The sequence below is a fragment of the Noviherbaspirillum phoenicis genome (genome assembly GCF_047237965.1).
Lineage (GTDB): Bacteria > Pseudomonadota > Gammaproteobacteria > Burkholderiales > Burkholderiaceae_D > Noviherbaspirillum_A.
Map to the genome: position 1 here is coordinate 2,168,391 of NZ_JBDFLX010000001.1, position 16,738 is coordinate 2,185,128.

The window sequence follows — 16,738 nt, forward strand, 5'->3', positions numbered from 1 at the left end:
ACAGCAAACATGCATCTCGCTAGCGGCGTCAATTTCTCCATTTCCGTGGTCAGTCATGGTCATGCGGATTTCATCGAATCCTTGCTGAAGGATATCCTGCGTCTTCAGCGCGAAGATCTTGAAGTGATCATCACCTGGAATCTGACCAGCGAATCCATTTCCTTCGCGGAGAAATTCCCCGGTTTGCAAATCAGGGAAATCCGCAACCGGCTGCCGGCTGGCTTTGGTCAGAACCACAACAAGGCATTCGCCAGCAGCATTGGGAAGAATTTCGTCGTGCTTAATCCGGACATCAGTCTTGAGCGTGACCCGTTTGAACCCATTCTCGAACTTTTGCAACAATGCGACCATTGCATTTGTGCACCGACAATTCTCGGACCGGATTCGAAAATCGAGGATAGTGCCCGCCACTTCCCCAGTCCGTTGAGCCTGACGGCGAAGCTGGCGGCGAAAATTCTGCGCCGCGACATGCATGTCGAAAAAATACCGGACCTTGGAAGCCTGCTCGCCCCGGATTGGGTGGCAGGCATGTTCATGGCAATGCCACGCCAGGTTTTTCAGAGATTGGGCGGCTTTAACGAGAAGTACCACCTTTATTACGAAGACGTAGATTTATGCGCTCGCGCCCGCCTTTCAGGAATAGACATCTATGTACTCAAGGAAGCGGTCGCGATACATCATGCCCAGCGCAGCAGTCACAGGGAATTCCGTTTTCTCAAATGGCATTTACAAAGCGCTTTGCGTTTTTTTCTGTCAAAGGCGTATTTTCTGCACACCCTTACCAAGGCTAAAAATCGGCTTTTGCGAAATCGCTGAAACCCCGGAACAAATTGCGTTCATAGAGGGCATCCGGATAACGATTGGGGTAGCTCGCATATCCGCCCCGTGCGCTCTCACAGATGCCCGACATCATGTAAAAGGAAGGATCGCTTTCTACTTTTAACCAGGAAACTATGGATGGCGTCAGGCAGTAAAGCGGCTTCTCCTTGAGTTTCCTGACCAGATTTTCAACGCTTCTTGTCCTGGCACTGGACTTGATCAGAACAGGCACCTTGCCGATCAGGTCCTGGTTCCTGTCGTTTTCCGAATCGATCTGAAAATCCATATTGGTGTCACCGGTTTTAGTAAAAACGCGTCCCGGCAGGATATGTCTGTCGAAGAAATATTTCGCCATCGAAGGTTTATGGTCGCCATAGACTGCCACCAGATAGTCAGCCCCCTGTTGATCAAGCATCGTCACGAAATCATTAAGATCCGACACCGATTTTTCCAGGCGTTTTTCATATTCGTTCAGCCCGCCGTCCCCTTCGCTCTCGACATACGGCCCATGGGTATATACCGTCACTGCGGAGAGAAAAACGCGCTCTTCCGGGGTGTTTAACAAACCCTGCGCCGCCTCATACAGCAGCGAGTCGCGCGGAAAAAATTCATCGCCTTCGTAATTCATTTGCTCCAGCGAGACGAACTTCTCGAATCCCATCTTGGGATAGATCTTGTCGCGGTGATAAAAGCCGCGGTGGAAGTTATGCATTGCATATGAACGGTAGCCCAGCCTTTTCAGCTCACTGGGAAAAGTGACGGATTGCGGCGAGAGTTCATCCTGATACTCCTGGTACACATATCCCGTCAGTTTCGAGGAAGGCAGGCCCGTCAGCACTTCGAATTCGGCGTTCGCGGTGCCGCCGCCAAAAACCGGAGACACCATTTCAGTAAGGGTAAAACCATTTTCCAACAGGCTGAAAAAGCTGGATTTTCCTTGTTGCGCTCCCACGTCCCAACATGCCTCACACAGAACAAGAATGATTTTCCTTGGCAAAGGCAACTTGCTGCCTCCCGCAGCCTTGGAAGATTTCAACTTCAATGCCAGGGAAGCTGTTTCCCTGGGCGGTATATTCTGGATAAGACGCTTTTTACTGGTGTAGATCAGATGAAAAGGAAGTCCGTTCTTCCGGACGTCGGTCACCATATGCCAGCCCACATATTCCAATCCGAGAAATTGGGAAAAGAAGCGTTGGCTAATTAGCGGCGAATCCTTGTGTTCAGTGAAATGCGGGTATAAAGAAAAAATAGAAACCAGCCCGCCTAAAAATGCGAATTTCAATGAATTTCTCTTGCGGAAGCCATTGCGCCAAGCCGAATAAATGATGAAGAAGCAGACGAGAAGCAAGCCAACGGATAGCCAGAGAATGGTCGATGGCGCGTAGCTGGGAAGTTGGCTGACCTGCCTGATTGCCAGAAAATCGTAAAATCCCAAGGGTTCACCGTTCATTGCCAGCTTGGTGGAACTTACCTCGCCCAGCAGCACGATGATGAAAGACAAAAACAAGGAAGACTGAAAAAGGGTAAGAAAAGGAAGCAGCAAAAAAATGACAGCATAGACCGGCAGAAGTTTCGGCTGATCCAGAAAAAACGATTTCACGCCGAATTCCCAACCGCTGGCATGCGCTACCGAAAAATAAATCAGGGCAAGCGAAACAAGGAGGCGGGAAAATTTTGAAAAATTCATGAAATCGTCTTAAATAGTCGTGATCGTAATTTAAAAAATCAGACCCATCAGAAATGCGCTGTTAAATTTTGAATAAATCATTTCAGTGCAGCATGATCCATGATAAGAAACGAAATGCTTCCTGCTGGAAGGAGCCGGCACATAAATGGCTGAAAATATAAGCATTCGCCAAGGGCGAAAATACTTCAAAAGCGCCTGGACTTAGAAAGCTCAAAAATTGCGTTGCGTGTTCCTGCATCCAATGGCCTGCGAGCCGCAGGAAATGCACCGCCGACTCCAGCTTCAAAATGTAATCTATTAAATGAAGGGCAACTCCCATGCCCGATTTCCCCACACAGCGCAATGCTTGATGCCTGCAACAGGGCAGCATCCTACCTTATTTTCGCCGGGAAACTATCATGAAAAGTAAATTTTGGCAACATTGTTGCTAAATTCCGTCATACATTTTTACATTATTTCAGGTGGCAGACCGGGAGGAGGTACAGATTCACATCATTCCGGGAATCAGCTTTGCTGCAGGATGCGTCGTTGAAATTCCACCTGCATTCAGCGCGAGGCTCGCAATCCGGGATAGTTTGGGGAGGCAGAGAGACGCCTTGCGGGCAAGAAAGGATGAGCAGTCTGTGAAGGCAGGCCTGACGCACCCTGGATATCTACAGTGCTTTTGGTCAACGCGGCTTTTGCTTTTACCGCGTTAACGATTGTCGATGCAACGTCATGCCGGACGACCGGTCAGGGCCGGGTACTCACCGCTTTTAAAAACATAGCCGGCCGGCTTTAATTAATGCCGTGCCGCGTGACTATGAGGCTAGCGCATTCCCGAAGAGATTTACTGCGTCAAAGCGCGCGTACCAACTATTTTCAGAACGGAAGTTTCGTATTTCTTCCAGTTCTGGCTGGTAGTCTTTTACCAACTGCAACAGGCCTTGCAAATCGGTAGCATGATTAATGATGGATACACCATGCAGATTTCCTCGCAAGGCCATTTCCCCGAAGCTTGTGGAAATGACTGGCAAGCCCAGTGCGCGATATTCGTAATATTTGATGGGATCGACGGATGAGGTTAATGCATTGATCTTGAAGGGAATGAGTCCGGCAGAAAAATTTTGCATCATCTCGATTGCCTCTGGGTGCGGGCAAGCGGGCACAAGCTCGATATTTTTCGGCAGCGGCGCCGGAGGCGGCGAGTAAACCGGCCCGATCAGGCGCACAACGGTTTCGGGGTTTGCGATCGCCAGCCTGATCACCAGCGGCCAGTCAAACCAATTCGCAATTGTGCCGACATAACCGAACACCGGCTTACCGGAGTAACGCGCCACCCCGGCATCGGGAAGGACCTCGGTGGCGCAGGCATTATGCGCCAACACCGGCTTGGGCACATTTCCTGAAAATCTTTCGAGCAGCGCGGTGGACGACGCCAACAGCATGCTTACATTGGCGGCAATCCGATCTTCCCTGCGTCGCATGGCCCAGGAAGAAAATCCGCCATAGAAAGCAGCAAAGTCGTCCATGGCGTCGTAGACGCGCGGTATGTCGAAGTGTCTTTTCGTTAACTGCAAAGCGAGTTCGGACGGCTTTCCAATGACAAGGCAAGTCTCTTTCACTGAAACAAAAGACGCCACTTTATTCATCAGCTCCGTCCACAACAGGCGGTTGATCGCGCCTGACCCAGGACCCGGTTCGATAGGAAGCGATCGGGGCTTAAGCACCGTCAGCCAGGCATTCGCACCGGGTTTTGCGTCCTCTTTGCCCTGAATTGCCGACCTGGAAACGATCCGGCGCAAGTCGGACAATTCTGGAAATCTGGTGGGATAAGGATCTATCCATAAAACCCTGTCGCCGTGGCGGGCCTGAAACCATTCAACGAACTTGTGGGGACGTTGAGCAAAGCTCGCCCACGGCACCGGCGACAGGTAAACGAGCTGCATCAGGCTGCAAAAGCTTTCAGCACATTGACGATGCGCTCCGCGCCGCGGCCATCGCCATAGGGCGAGATGCCGCGCGACATGCCAGCATAGGCCGCTTCATCATCCAGCAGGCGTTGCGTTTCGCTCACGATTCGATCGTAGTCGGAGCCGACCAGTTTCACGACCAGTTGCTCAACCGCCTCGGGTCGCTCGGTTTCGTCACGCAAGACCAATACAGGCTTGCCCAGGGCAGGCGCTTCTTCCTGCACGCCGCCCGAATCGCTGATGATCAGATAGGAGCGCTGCATCGCAGCCACGAAAGGCGCATAGTCGAGCGGCGCACACAGGATGATGTTCGGACTGGCGCCCAGCATTTCGTGAGCAACATCCTTGACGTTCGGATTGGGATGCACCGGGTACAGGAACTGCACGTCAGGGTTACGCTCGGCAAGCGTTTTCAGCGCACGGCAGATGTTGCGGAACGGTTCGCCGAAATTTTCCCGGCGATGGGAAGTGATCAGGATCAGCCGTTTCGAGGCATCGATGTTGATCCCCAGGTCGAGGTCTTTTTTCGCAGTCATCAACAGCGCGTCGATGACCGTGTTGCCGGTAACCGTAATGGCGCTGTCGACAATGCCTTCCCTGAGCAGGTTTTGCCGCGAACTTTCGGTCGGCGCGAAATGCCAGCGCGCGAACCTCCCGGTGATGACGCGGTTGGCCTCTTCAGGAAACGGATTATCCATATCCCAGGTGCGCAAACCGGCTTCGACGTGGCCGATGGGAATACGGTGATAGAAACATGCCAGAGACACCGCCATCACTGTGGTGGTATCGCCTTGCACCAGAACCACGTCGGGCTTTTCGGCAAGCAGCACATCATCCATGTCGAGCAGCAGGCGCGCGGTCAGCGTTGTCAGCGCCTGGTTGGGGCGCATGATATCGAGATCGATATCGGGCGTAATATCGAAGAAATTTAATACCTGATCCAGCATATGGCGATGCTGGGCGGTAGCGAGAACCCTGACTTGCGCCCACGGTTGTTCTTTAAGCGCCAAAATGACAGGAGCCATCTTGATAGCCTCGGGCCGCGTACCAACAACAATTAGAATTTTCATTTCGCTAACCCCTTGCTCCCTCGATGGCTTGGCGAGTGGCGTTCAAATAAGCGTATCCATACCGCTTGTCTGGCTCAAGATAGGTGCCTTCACCCCATTCATTCCAAGCATTGATGAAGATGTACTGGTCTTCCAGATCGTCGCGATTCCTGGCTTCAAGCAGAATATCTTTCAGCCAGCGCTCATATAAAGCCGGCGTTGCTCCCTCAAAGATCATTCCTTTATTGTCACGTCGCGCGGTATTGTCCCACATCGGCATTGCAGCGCGATGCAGCTTAGGATGGTCATATGCGAAATACTTTTTCTGTTCTACGATATCGCGATAATCAAGCACGATGCCGCCGAATTCCTGCATATAGTCGATCTTCGAGCTTATATCAACACAATGCTTGAAAAGCGTGCCTGGATGAAATTCGCTTTGTGCGTCAAAACCGAGTTCAAGCAAATTGACGTCCCAAGTATGCTCTTTCACACCAATGATATAGATATCGCCAATGCCGGCGTCAATACAGTGTTTCCGCCAAGCTGCGATGGTACTGGCACATTCCGGAATGAATGATGGGCGATATACAGTGAGAACTGGTCTGCCATTCATCCGTATATACCGGGCATCACGCATGTATGGGACAACGCTTTCGATGAACGCAGTATAGCTTTCCACAGTTTCGCTCTGCTTCATCAGAATTTCACCACAGGACCCATCGAATCTGCGAGTCCAGGATTCATTTGCCCAGCAAAGCGAAAAGGGAAAATCAATATCCTGGGCTTCCAGAAACATATCGAGCGGCTTATCCAGCAAACGCTTGCCATCGAACCAGTAATAATAAAAACAAAAACCATAGACGCCGTACATCTGTGCCAATTCGACTTGACGCCGGATGTTATCCAGAATTCTTAAATCATAGTACCCAAGTTCACCGGGCAAGCGTGGCTGATAATGTCCCACATATTGCGGTACGGCCCGCGACACATTGTTCCATTCGGTGACTCCCTTCCCCCACCACAGATCGTTTTCTTCGGTCGGATGAAACTGAGGAAGATAATAAGCGAGTATCTTTGCATCGCCCTCCTCGCGCTGATAACGGCGCGAACTCAGCTCGACATGCTCTTCAGTCGGCTTTCCAGGCAACGCGAGAACTTGACTGACATATTTCTGAAGGAGTTCTTCACGGCTGACCGGCGCTGATACTGTCGCTGTGCCGGGGTCGCTCGCGGCTCTTTTCATATTGCGTGAAAATCTCCGAGCACGTCCGACGAGTGACTCCTTGGTTTCTTCAGGCAATGGCAGCCGCCAATATATTCTCCGTAGCAGTTGATATAAATTTTGGTTCACTCTTTTCTCAATTCATATGTTAAAAAAGCAGATTTCGATCTTGCCACTATGGGTTATTGACGGTTTTTATGCCTGCAAGAAGATACATTGACAGGGCCTTTTCAGCCCATGAATTTTTTTCCGCATCGTTGGCAAGCGCCTCCATGTAAGCAGCATCGTCCTTTGATGAAGCTCCAGTAACAAGATTACGCATGAAATCTTCATGAGTATTCGAGACCAGGCATGATTTATATTTGGCGCACTCAGGCAAATAAGTAGTAACAACCGGCTTCGAAGCGGCCATGTACTCGAACAGCTTTACCGGCGAGACAGATTCCGTAAGTTCGTAACGCTTGAATGGCAGGATGCCAATATCGTAGAAAGCTGCATATTCACTCAGAACAAAATAGGATTTGCTACCGAGAAAATGCACATTTGGCATTTGTAAAATGCCGCTCTGCGCCAGCGATTCGTCATGTGCGTATCCAATAAGCACCAACTCATACTTGCCATCGCGCGCTATTTTTTCCAGCAAATCGTAATCGATCCAATTTGCCAATGCGCCATGATAGCCAACTACCGTCCGCCCCGACGCCAATGCTGGCTCCATGTCTGCGGGTGGATAAGGAACTTGTTTGCGCCAATGTGCGAGATCCACCCCATTCGTGGAAAGAATGCATCGGTCACTACGGTATTTATTCACTTCCGCAAACAACTTGTCTGACGTAGCTACAACGAAAACTGCTTCGTGTTTCAATAGCCATTTATGCCGTTCAATTACGAACGAAGGAATTTCCCCGGTGATCTCCTCACTGATCTCGTCAATGTATTCATAAACGACCATAATCCCATCGCCAAGAAAACGCTCAACGTCGCTTATTTTTGTGGCAAGATCAATCGACTGCAAGCGCAGCAGTTTCGGCTGGCTAGCTTCCGAGAGTGCATTAAATACGCAATGCACGACTTGGTCGTCGAGTGCATCAAATACGATTACATTACCTTCGGCTCGATTGAAAACAAAAATATCCTTGTCCACTTGCAAATGGCCGCCGTAAAGGGCTAGTCCTCCGAGTTGGGCAGCCTGTAACGACATATGCTGAAAGCGCTGAAACAGCGGCGTGCTCCATCCCATTGGGACATGGAAAATATCAATGAAATCGGGATGTCCGATAATGATTTTTCTTAATTGCTGCAAGCGCTGTTCGTAGGTGCGGCGGCGGACCAGTTTTTCCATCCACGAGGTGCTTAATCTGTGGGAAGCGCGTACCGCCAGAGGAATAGAACGCAGCAGCCCATGTCGCCGGACACCCTGCCGATAGCGGGTTGCAAGATAGGCAAGCCGTTTACGCCAAAGCGGGTAATCCTCGTACGTTGAAACAGGAGCTGTCTCAACGCCGTCTACAGACACATTTCCCTGCGCCCTGCCCTGATTCTTCATGACCGCTCCTACCATTCTGAGCGGTCTGGTGACTTTCCATGAACGACTGCTTTTGAGAGCCGCGATCTGCTGGCCATATTGCTCTAACCATCTATCCCTTTCCGCGACAGCCTCTCTCAGGAAATTCATTTCCCCGTTCTGCACTTTGACTTCAGATGTCAGGGAATCGATTTCCTCCAGGCTACGTGCAATCTTGTCCTCTGCTTTAGCAATTTCATGGATACGCGCCTCTATGGCCTTCGCAAACTCTGATTGCTTCTCCTCCAGCAAATTGTTGAGGCGAGCTATTTGTTGCTTGTTTTCCTCAATGAGAGAATTTGCCACAATTAATTCTGACTCGCGAGCACTAATAGCTGATGACAAGCGCCCGATTTCAGTCGTCGTATCGCTGGCATACACCAGGGAGTCGGACAAATTTAGTTTGAGGCTGTCTAACCATTGGGGCTCCCCGTACACCACAATTACCTGATCGCCTCCCCACAGCGTATTTGGCAGAAAACGACAATCAACCACCTTGCACCATGCCAACCTGAATCCATTTTTTAAATTGGCTGGTATATTTTCTGGAAGGAAAGAATAAAAATGCTCATCGATCCTCTCATATTCCCTGTAAGGCAATGCCAGGACGACTGCCTTCCTTGCATGCAAGGAAATGTCTTCCAGAACATCGTATGGCTTATGAAAATGCTCAAGCGTATTTGATGAAAAAACAACATCGAATTGAGCACTTGGCTCTGACGGCTGCCCAACCCAATCTTCGGCAATAAAACGGATTGCCGGATAACGGCTTGTCGCCTGATTGATTGCGACATGTGAAAAATCCACACCCGTAATTTGGTCTGCAGCGATGTAGCTGGCCCAGACGTCAGTTCCGTCCCCCTGCGCGCAACCCCAGTCCACCAGGGAAAAAGCATTTCGCTTAATCTCTTCCAAAAGCCAGTCCGGAAGGTTATCGATCGCAATATGGGAAAAGAAACGGGATTGCCGGGGACCCTCGCGAGATTCCCAATTTTCCTGGAAACGGCCATCCCAGTAAATACTGGAATTAATAATATTTTCGTCTGTCATTTATTTAACTAGAACTTCCTGTTCAATGGACGGCTGGAACAAGCCAAAAAACCTCTCATTGGAAACCGAGGAAAAATAATGAGCACCCTCGACATATTCATAATAATGAATATCCCGATATTGGCGGTTCTCTACAGCAGCCACGAGCAAGTATTTTCCAGTAACCAGATAGTTAGTCAGGCGAAATACCATTTTAAACCGCCCGCTTTCTGGAAGCGACGCGACCTCTTGGTCATCGGTTGCGGACACAATCAAATCTGTGCCTTTCAGGTCTTTAATTGAAAAGGCAATGCTCAAATGTTCACGCGGTATATCCGGTGCAATATCGAGTTCAATTGCGATATTGAGTGGCTTGCCCCATGAATGAACGTCTCTGGCAATTCCGCTCTCATCACAGACGGCGGCAGAAAGTATAAGGCCTTTCCGTGAGCCCCAATGCGTGACGGGCCGGGAATCAAGTGATGGAGCCGAGATAACCGGTTCGGCGCCACTCTCCCCAGATTTTGTCGACAGGCCCTTGGCTGCCACGTCGGAACCTGTTTGCCCCTCCAAATGATCAACCTCTTCCCTGGTTTCTCCATTCAGCGATTCTTTGTCGGACTTTTCATCACTGAACATGAATTCCATGAAACGCCCCGAAACGGGAAAGACATCGCCGTCTTCGACCATATTTCCGTGATCAAGCCAGATGGCCCGTTCGCATAAAGTGCGAACCGAGGCAACATCATGGCTGACGAACAATATGGTTGCTCCCTTTTCCTGGATATCCTTAATCCGACGCATGCATTTGGCAACGAATCGAGCGTCGCCTACTGCCAGCGCCTCGTCGATAATAAGAATCTCGGGATCAACATTAATCGCAATAGAAAATGCCAGCCTGGCATACATGCCACTCGAATAGGTCTTGACTGGCTGATCAAGAAAATCTCCCAATTCGGAAAATGCGAGAACATCTTGCATTCTGGCAGCCATTTCTTCATGGGGAAATCCAAGTATCGCGGCATTCATGAATATGTTTTCCCGCCCAGTGAACTCGGGATTAAACCCGGCGCCTAGTTCAAGTAAAGCTGCTACCCGGCCATACGCACTCACTGTCCCATACGTTGGTGTTACAGTTCCGCAAATCATCTGGAGCAGTGTCGATTTTCCACTGCCATTGCGCCCTATGATTCCTACCGTTTCTCCTTTGTTTATAGAAAAAGAAACATTGCGCAGTGCCCAGAATTCACGGAAAAACTGTTTTTTTCCACGAGACAGCATCTGCATCAATCTGTCTCTCGGCTTATCATAAATGTGATAGCACTTGCTCAGCTCATCGACCTTGATTGCCAAACTAGAGGACATCTGCGAATCCTTTTCTCGTTTTCTGGAACCATGCAAAGCCTATCCAAGCAGTTGCCATTGCGACCAGAGTATATATGAGCAGACCAGTCCAATCAGGCATCTTCCCCCATATAAGAATATCTCTCGTCTGTTCAATAATGAAGGTTAGCGGATTCGCCATAATGACTGGCCTGAATCGCTCGGGAACTGCAGTGATTGGATAGAAGACCGGAGAGAGGAACATCAAAACGGTTGTAATAATCCCGACAGTTTGAGCAACGTCTCTGAGGTAAACGCCCAAGGAGGCAAGAATCCAGGCAATGCCAACAACGAGGACGACTAGGGGAAACAATACAGCTGGAATAAATATTGCGGTCCAGTTTAAGTATCCATTGAAAACGAGAAATGCCAGCAGCAGCACGCCAATATTAATAATGGCATGAAAAATTGCCGCACCCATTGAAATTACTGGAAGCACCTCAAGCGGAAACAGGACCTTTTTAACATAGTTTGTATTTGACAAAACCAGCCCGGGCGCGCGATTGATCACTTCGCTAAAAAGATTTAAAACTATCATGCCGACGAATAGCACCACAGCAAATTGCGTTTTGCTTTCGTCGCCTCCCACGCCGCCCCATCGCGACTTGAATATTTCCGAGAACACAAAGGTGTACACGAATAGCATGAAAACAGGACTGAAAAAGGACCAAGCGAGGCCCATGGCAGATCCTCTATACCGGCCAACAACTTCGCGCCTTGTCATTTGCAAAATCAGACGGCGGTTGCTCCAGAGGCTTTGGACCATGGCCAAGAAGGACAATTTTTGTGGACCATGTGGATTAACAGGAATCATAGAACCAACTAGAATATTTATTCGTATTACCGGATGCCTACTGCATTTTCAGCACTGCCAAGGATAGGCCTTCGGATGAACTTAACGAAGCCATTGGATTTTTCAGCTCTGCACTACGCCTGAATACGGTGAAAATTTCAAGTCTAAAATACAAATCGCCAATTTTGAAGAACTGCGCGCTTTCGCTGCAACGCGCAGAAGTACCAGACCACTCGCATTGCCAAAATTTTATAAGCTTAAAATTATTTCTTTTGATGAGAAAACTTAAGCGTAATACGAAATGGCCGCCAACCAACACAAAGATGAGCTAAACGGGGATGTTCTGAGCAGGATCTATTTTTGACACAGGGCGAGCGCAGTTTCCCATTCCGGCAGGTGGCAGAAAGTGCTAATCAACCGCTCACAGGAAAGGGAGGAGTTTTTTGGCCTGCTCGCTGGAAGTGGGTATTCTTCAGTACGAATCGGCAAGACACGGTTTTTTTTGGCATCCGCGTTCGCCAATATCGCCTTGGCGAAATCGTACCATGTGGCACTTCCTTGAGAACTTAAGTGATAGATGCCACTTAAGCCTTTCCTGTCCATCGTGGATCGTTTGCTGCCGTATAGCTGAGCGAGTACATTACTTGTCGTATCCGCAATCGTGCGACTCCATGTCGGGGCGCCATATTGATCACTGACAATTTTCAACTCGTCCCTTTCACGGGCGAGACGTAGAACGGTCTTTAAAAAATTGTTGCCATACATCCCGTACACCCAACTGGTTCGAAAAATAAAGAATTCGCAACCTGCTGCCTGTATTGCACGTTCACCTTCCGCTTTGGTCCGTCCATATACATTGATCGGACAGACTGCGTCATCTTCAGCGTAAGCGCCGTCCTTTGTTCCGTCAAAGACGTAATCCGTTGAATAATGAATCAGTGCCGCACCAATGCGCGCGCACTCCTCCGCCATAACGCCAGGCGCAACCCCGTTGATACGCATTGCTAACTCAGGCTCAACCTCGGCTTTATCAACTGCAGTATATGCTGCTGGATTAACGACGAGATCAGGTTTTAATTCGCGAATAACGTTACGTATCTGGTTGAAATTACCAATATCCAACTGCGCTCTATTAAGAGCCATAACTTCGCCCAAAGGCTGAAGGCTGCGTTGAAGCTCATATCCAACCTGTCCGTTCACCCCCGTAAGCAAGATTTTCATTGAAAAACCTCGGCCTCTGACAATGCCTTCGCGAGCCTGTCCTTGTTGGAGAGTATCGGCTCATCCGCTATTGGCCAGTCTATTCCCAATGATGGGTCGTTCCACAAAATAGATCTTTCGTGTTCCGGAGCCCAATAATCAGTCGTTTTGTACAAAAACTCAGCGTGATCGCTAGTTACAACAAATCCATGCGCAAACCCAGCGGGAATCCACAACTGAAGCTTGTTTTCGGCCGATAGTTGGAGCCCAAACCATTTCCCGAATGTCGGAGAATTCTTTCTTATATCCACTGCCACGTCGAATACACTACCCACAGTTACCCGCACCAGCTTTCCCTGAGGTTGCTGAATTTGATAATGCAGTCCACGCAATACATTTTTTGCCGAGCGGGAATGGTTATCTTGCACAAAGCTTGTCGAGACCCCCGTCAATTCTCTGAAACGCTGATCATTAAAGCTCTCAAAGAAAAAACCCCGATCATCACCGAATACTTTCGGCTCAATAATTAATAAATCAGGTATCGAAGTGGAAATAACTTGCATATATTTTCTATTTTTCAATCACAACGGAGTTACCGAGCATCAGTAAACACAGTCACGCAACAGACCGAGCAAATATTGGCCGTAGCCATTCTTTTTCAATGGCTCTGCCAGAGCCTGAAGCTGCTCTTCGTTAATGTATTTCCTGCGATAAGCTATTTCTTCGGGGCACGCAATTTTCAGCCCTTGACGCTTTTCAATCGTTGCAATGAAGTGAGATGCGTCGAGCAACGAGTCATGCGTGCCGGTATCAAGCCATGCCATTCCCCGTCCCATCAGTTCCACTTTAAGCAAGCCACGCTCGAGATAAATTCGGTTAACGTCAGTAATTTCAAGCTCGCCTCGCTTCGATGGCTTTATGCTTGCGGCGATATCACATACCTGATTGTCATAAAAATAAAGGCCTGTGACCGCATAATTTGTTTTAGGGTTAAGCGGCTTTTCCTCAATGCTGACAGCAGCGTTTTTCTCGTCGAACTCAACGACGCCGTAACGTTCAGGATCAGTTACATGGTAAGCGAATACAGTGGAACCATCCTCACGGTCGGATGCTGCGCGGAGCTGCGATTCGAAATCATGGCCATAGAAGATGTTGTCTCCCAAAATGAGCGCCGAGGGAGCATTTCCAATAAAATCCCGCCCGATGACATAAGCCTGCGCCAGTCCATCCGGAGTTGGTTGCTGCGCATACTGCAAATTCAGGCCCCACTGACTACCATCGCCAAGCAGTTCCGCAAACCTCGGCGTGTCCTGAGGCGTTGAAATAATCAGGATATCCCTGATGCCGGATAGCATCAGCGTCGACAAGGGATAGTAAATCATCGGCTTGTCATATACCGGCAACAGCTGTTTCGAAACCGATGTTGTCACCGGATAAAGCCGTGTTCCAGAACCACCGGCAAGAATGATGCCTTTGCGGCCTGTCGTCTTTTGTTCGATCATGCCTGCTCCTCGACGTTATCGCGTTGACTGTAGTTGCGCTCTATCCATTTCATATAATCGCCCGACTGCACGTTCTTCACCCATGCCTCGTTGTCCAGATACCAGCGGACAGTCTTGCGCAATCCGGTTTCAAAGGTTTCAACAGGCTTCCAGCCCAGGTCCCGCTCTATTTTTCTTGCGTCGATCGCATACCGGCGATCATGTCCAGGACGATCAGCCACGTAGGTGATCTGTTGACGATAGCTGCCTCCGGCTGAGCGTGGATCCATCTCGTCAAGGATGTCGCATAGGGCATGCACGACATCCAGATTCGCTTTTTCATTCCAGCCACCGATGTTGTAAGTCTCACCCAAACGGCCATCGGACAGCACCCGGCGGATAGCGGCACAGTGGTCTTTCACATACAACCAGTCGCGGATCTGTTGACCGTCGCCGTAGATTGGCAAGGCTTTGCCGGCGCGTGCGTTGGCGATTACGAGTGGAATAAGCTTTTCGGGAAAGTGATACGGACCGTAGTTGTTAGAGCAGTTCGTGGTCAGCGTGGGAAAACCGTAGGTGTGATGATAGGCGCGCACCAGATGGTCAGACGCTGCCTTCGACGCCGAATAAGGACTGTTGGGCTGGTAGGGATGGGTTTCGCTGAACGGCGCATCCGATGGGCCGAGGGAGCCATACACTTCGTCGGTCGACACATGCAGAAAACGAAAGTCGTCACGCGCTCGGTCGGACAAGGTAGACCAGTAAGCGCGGCTCGCCTCCAGCAGATTGAAGGTGCCGTTCACATTCGTCTGAACAAAGGCGGCGGGACCATGGATGGACCGGTCGACATGGCTTTCAGCAGCGAAATGTACAATGGCGCGAGGCTGGTGCTCAGCCAGCAAGCGGTCAATCAACTCGCGATCGCAAATATCCCCTTGCACAAAGGTGTGTCGTTTGTCTTCACGCAATGAAGCGAGATTGTTCAGGTTGCCCGCATAGGTCAGTTTGTCGAGGTTCAGAACACTTTCATCGTCAGCCCCTAGCCATTCCAGGACAAAGTTGGACCCAATGAAGCCGGCGCCGCCAGTGACTAAAATCATACTATTGCCTTTATACAATATAACAACATCCTGTGAGGGCAGTATTCTACGTGAATTAAATTACGTGGTTACGGTAATGCCTGCTGAAGTAGCCCCGTGATTCTCCGGACCGTCGGTATTCCTTAAACTAACGATTAGGAATACTGCTATGGATATGCCTATGCCTTCGGGAAGAAATCAGCAAGTGGAAGTCATTACCGGGGTCCAGCGGCGCAGACGCTGGACCCCGGAACAGAAGCTGGAATGGGTCAAGCGCAGTATGGAACCGGGGATGTCGGTGTCCCTGGTGGCTCGGGAAGCGGGTATCACCGCCAGCCAGCTGTTCCAGTGGCGCAAGGCCTATACAGAAGGATCGCTGGTTGCCGTGCGTGCCAATGAGCCCGTCGTGCCAGCGTCTGAACTGCAGGATGCAATGAAGCGCATCAAGCAACTGGAAGCGGCATTGGGACGCAAGACCCTGGAGAATGACATCCTCAAGGAAGCGGTGGACCTTGCCAAAGCAAAAAAGTGGATTGCGCGCTCGCCGCTGTTGCCCGGGGACGACCAATGAGACTGGTGTGTTCGACCCTTGGCGTGGCGCGCAGTCATCTCGTGGCACTGCTCAACCGTTCTGACGACTGGACTGACCGCCGCACGGCACGCAGCCGGATGGATGACACGTTACTGCTGGAAGACGTTCGGCACGTCATTCACGGCCTCGGCACCTATGGCTATCGACGGGTCTGGGGCGTATTGCGACATCAGCATCCCAGGCCGAACGGACAGTCTCCTAACCACAAACGCGTCTATCGGGTCATGCGGGACCATGGCCTGCTGCTCTATCGTCATGGTCAGCGACCGGTCTCTACCCGCAGACACGATGGCAAGGTAGCCGTCGACAGCAGCAATACCCGCTGGTGCTCGGATGGCTTTGAAGTGGCTTGCGACAATGGCGAACGGGTACGGGTAGCCTTTGCGCTGGACTGCTGCGATCGGGAAGTCATGAGCTGGGTGGCGACAACAAAAGGCATTGACGCCGGGCTGGTGGGCGACTTGATGATGCAAGCGATCGAGTCACGATTTGGTCCAAACAGCACGGCGCCATCGGAGATTGAATGGCTGACCGACAATGGCAGTTGCTATACCGCTGCTGAGACACGATCATTTGCGCGTGCACTTGGTCTCAAGCCGGTGACCACGCCGGTTTCCAGCCCGCAGAGCAACGGGATGGCCGAGAGTCTGGTCAAAACCATCAAGCGCGATTACGCCAAGCTGGCATTGCGTCCGGATGCCAAAACTGTGATGCAACAATTGGTGGACTGGTTTGAGCACTACAATACGAAGCACCCGCATAGCGCCCTAAAGTACCTGCCGCCACGCATGTTTAGAGAGAAACAGGCTTTGATTAACTAACGCCGGTGGTACGGGAATATAGGGGCGAGACCACCTGCCTCGCAAAAAATTTTCGCTTTCAAGC

General features: G+C 50.3%; 14 protein-coding genes. 2 read left to right on the forward strand and 12 right to left on the reverse strand.

Annotated elements, in window-relative coordinates; translation table 11 throughout:
• Positions 1-9 precede the first annotated feature (9 nt).
• A complete protein-coding gene (locus ABC383_RS09820; protein ID WP_413013548.1) occupies positions 10-816 on the forward strand; it encodes a glycosyltransferase in 807 nt (268 codons plus the stop codon).
• Here the strand turns inward: ABC383_RS09820 and ABC383_RS09825 are convergent.
• The 12 genes from ABC383_RS09825 to rfbB form a co-directional block, all read right to left on the reverse strand.
• Complete coding sequence (locus ABC383_RS09825) at positions 788-2,506, reverse strand: LTA synthase family protein (protein WP_413013550.1); 1,719 nt, start codon at positions 2,504-2,506, stop codon at positions 788-790. The two genes, ABC383_RS09820 and ABC383_RS09825, sit on opposite strands and share 29 nt — an antisense overlap.
• Positions 2,507-2,588: 82 nt before the next feature.
• On the reverse strand, positions 2,589-2,825 hold the full coding sequence (locus ABC383_RS09830) for a hypothetical protein (RefSeq protein ID WP_413013551.1): 237 nt from the start codon (positions 2,823-2,825) through the stop codon (positions 2,589-2,591).
• A 481-nt stretch (positions 2,826-3,306) separates the two neighbouring features.
• Positions 3,307-4,434, reverse strand: a complete 1,128-nt coding sequence (locus ABC383_RS09835; protein WP_413013553.1) for a glycosyltransferase family protein — start codon at positions 4,432-4,434, stop codon at positions 3,307-3,309.
• A complete protein-coding gene (wecB, locus tag ABC383_RS09840; protein ID WP_413013555.1) occupies positions 4,434-5,528 on the reverse strand; it encodes a non-hydrolyzing UDP-N-acetylglucosamine 2-epimerase in 1,095 nt (364 codons plus the stop codon). The genes ABC383_RS09835 and wecB overlap by 1 nt, the downstream gene beginning before the upstream one ends.
• 4 nt (positions 5,529-5,532) lie before the next feature.
• Positions 5,533-6,753, reverse strand: a complete 1,221-nt coding sequence (locus ABC383_RS09845; RefSeq protein WP_413013557.1) for a glycoside hydrolase family 99-like domain-containing protein — start codon at positions 6,751-6,753, stop codon at positions 5,533-5,535.
• Between the two features lie 154 nt (positions 6,754-6,907).
• Positions 6,908-9,346 (reverse strand): methyltransferase domain-containing protein, encoded by a 2,439-nt coding sequence (locus ABC383_RS09850; protein WP_413013559.1) that lies wholly within the window; start codon positions 9,344-9,346, stop codon positions 6,908-6,910.
• A complete protein-coding gene (locus ABC383_RS09855) occupies positions 9,347-10,690 on the reverse strand; it encodes an ABC transporter ATP-binding protein (protein WP_413013561.1) in 1,344 nt (447 codons plus the stop codon).
• Positions 10,680-11,522 (reverse strand): ABC transporter permease, encoded by an 843-nt coding sequence (locus ABC383_RS09860; RefSeq protein ID WP_413013563.1) that lies wholly within the window; start codon positions 11,520-11,522, stop codon positions 10,680-10,682. The genes ABC383_RS09855 and ABC383_RS09860 overlap by 11 nt, the downstream gene beginning before the upstream one ends.
• Positions 11,523-11,855: 333 nt before the next feature.
• The gene (gene rfbD / locus ABC383_RS09865) at positions 11,856-12,722 is read right to left on the reverse strand and encodes a dTDP-4-dehydrorhamnose reductase (protein ID WP_413013565.1); all 867 of its coding nucleotides are present in this window, start codon (positions 12,720-12,722) and stop codon (positions 11,856-11,858) included.
• Complete coding sequence (gene rfbC / locus ABC383_RS09870) at positions 12,719-13,264, reverse strand: dTDP-4-dehydrorhamnose 3,5-epimerase (RefSeq protein WP_413013566.1); 546 nt, start codon at positions 13,262-13,264, stop codon at positions 12,719-12,721. Before rfbC ends, rfbD begins: the two co-directional genes overlap by 4 nt.
• Positions 13,265-13,303: 39 nt before the next feature.
• On the reverse strand, positions 13,304-14,203 hold the full coding sequence (gene rfbA / locus ABC383_RS09875) for a glucose-1-phosphate thymidylyltransferase RfbA (RefSeq protein ID WP_413013567.1): 900 nt from the start codon (positions 14,201-14,203) through the stop codon (positions 13,304-13,306).
• Complete coding sequence (gene rfbB / locus ABC383_RS09880; protein ID WP_413013568.1) at positions 14,200-15,282, reverse strand: dTDP-glucose 4,6-dehydratase; 1,083 nt, start codon at positions 15,280-15,282, stop codon at positions 14,200-14,202. Before rfbB ends, rfbA begins: the two co-directional genes overlap by 4 nt.
• Positions 15,283-15,430: 148 nt before the next feature.
• Between rfbB and ABC383_RS09885 the strand changes: the two genes are divergently transcribed.
• Positions 15,431-16,674 (forward strand): IS3 family transposase gene (locus tag ABC383_RS09885; RefSeq protein ID WP_413011525.1). Its coding sequence is split into 2 segments (ribosomal slippage): positions 15,431-15,776 and positions 15,776-16,674, totalling 1,245 coding nucleotides; the frame shifts between segments, so codons are not numbered across the junction.
• The last annotated feature ends 64 nt before the right edge of the window (positions 16,675-16,738 follow it).

Excerpts from the sequence above, each read along its gene's own strand:
- ABC383_RS09820 (WP_413013548.1), top strand. The coding sequence starts at position 10 with ATGCATCTCGCTAGCGGCGTCAATTTCTCCATTTCCGTGGTCAGTCAT.
- ABC383_RS09825 (WP_413013550.1), bottom strand. The coding sequence starts at position 2,506 with ATGAATTTTTCAAAATTTTCCCGCCTCCTTGTTTCGCTTGCCCTGATT.
- ABC383_RS09830 (WP_413013551.1), bottom strand. The coding sequence starts at position 2,825 with ATGGGAGTTGCCCTTCATTTAATAGATTACATTTTGAAGCTGGAGTCG.
- ABC383_RS09835 (WP_413013553.1), bottom strand. The coding sequence starts at position 4,434 with ATGCAGCTCGTTTACCTGTCGCCGGTGCCGTGGGCGAGCTTTGCTCAA.
- wecB (WP_413013555.1), bottom strand. The coding sequence starts at position 5,528 with ATGAAAATTCTAATTGTTGTTGGTACGCGGCCCGAGGCTATCAAGATG.
- ABC383_RS09845 (WP_413013557.1), bottom strand. The coding sequence starts at position 6,753 with ATGAAAAGAGCCGCGAGCGACCCCGGCACAGCGACAGTATCAGCGCCG.
- ABC383_RS09850 (WP_413013559.1), bottom strand. The coding sequence starts at position 9,346 with ATGACAGACGAAAATATTATTAATTCCAGTATTTACTGGGATGGCCGT.
- ABC383_RS09855 (WP_413013561.1), bottom strand. The coding sequence starts at position 10,690 with ATGTCCTCTAGTTTGGCAATCAAGGTCGATGAGCTGAGCAAGTGCTAT.
- ABC383_RS09860 (WP_413013563.1), bottom strand. The coding sequence starts at position 11,522 with ATGATTCCTGTTAATCCACATGGTCCACAAAAATTGTCCTTCTTGGCC.
- rfbD (WP_413013565.1), bottom strand. The coding sequence starts at position 12,722 with ATGAAAATCTTGCTTACGGGGGTGAACGGACAGGTTGGATATGAGCTT.
- rfbC (WP_413013566.1), bottom strand. The coding sequence starts at position 13,264 with ATGCAAGTTATTTCCACTTCGATACCTGATTTATTAATTATTGAGCCG.
- rfbA (WP_413013567.1), bottom strand. The coding sequence starts at position 14,203 with ATGATCGAACAAAAGACGACAGGCCGCAAAGGCATCATTCTTGCCGGT.
- rfbB (WP_413013568.1), bottom strand. The coding sequence starts at position 15,282 with ATGATTTTAGTCACTGGCGGCGCCGGCTTCATTGGGTCCAACTTTGTC.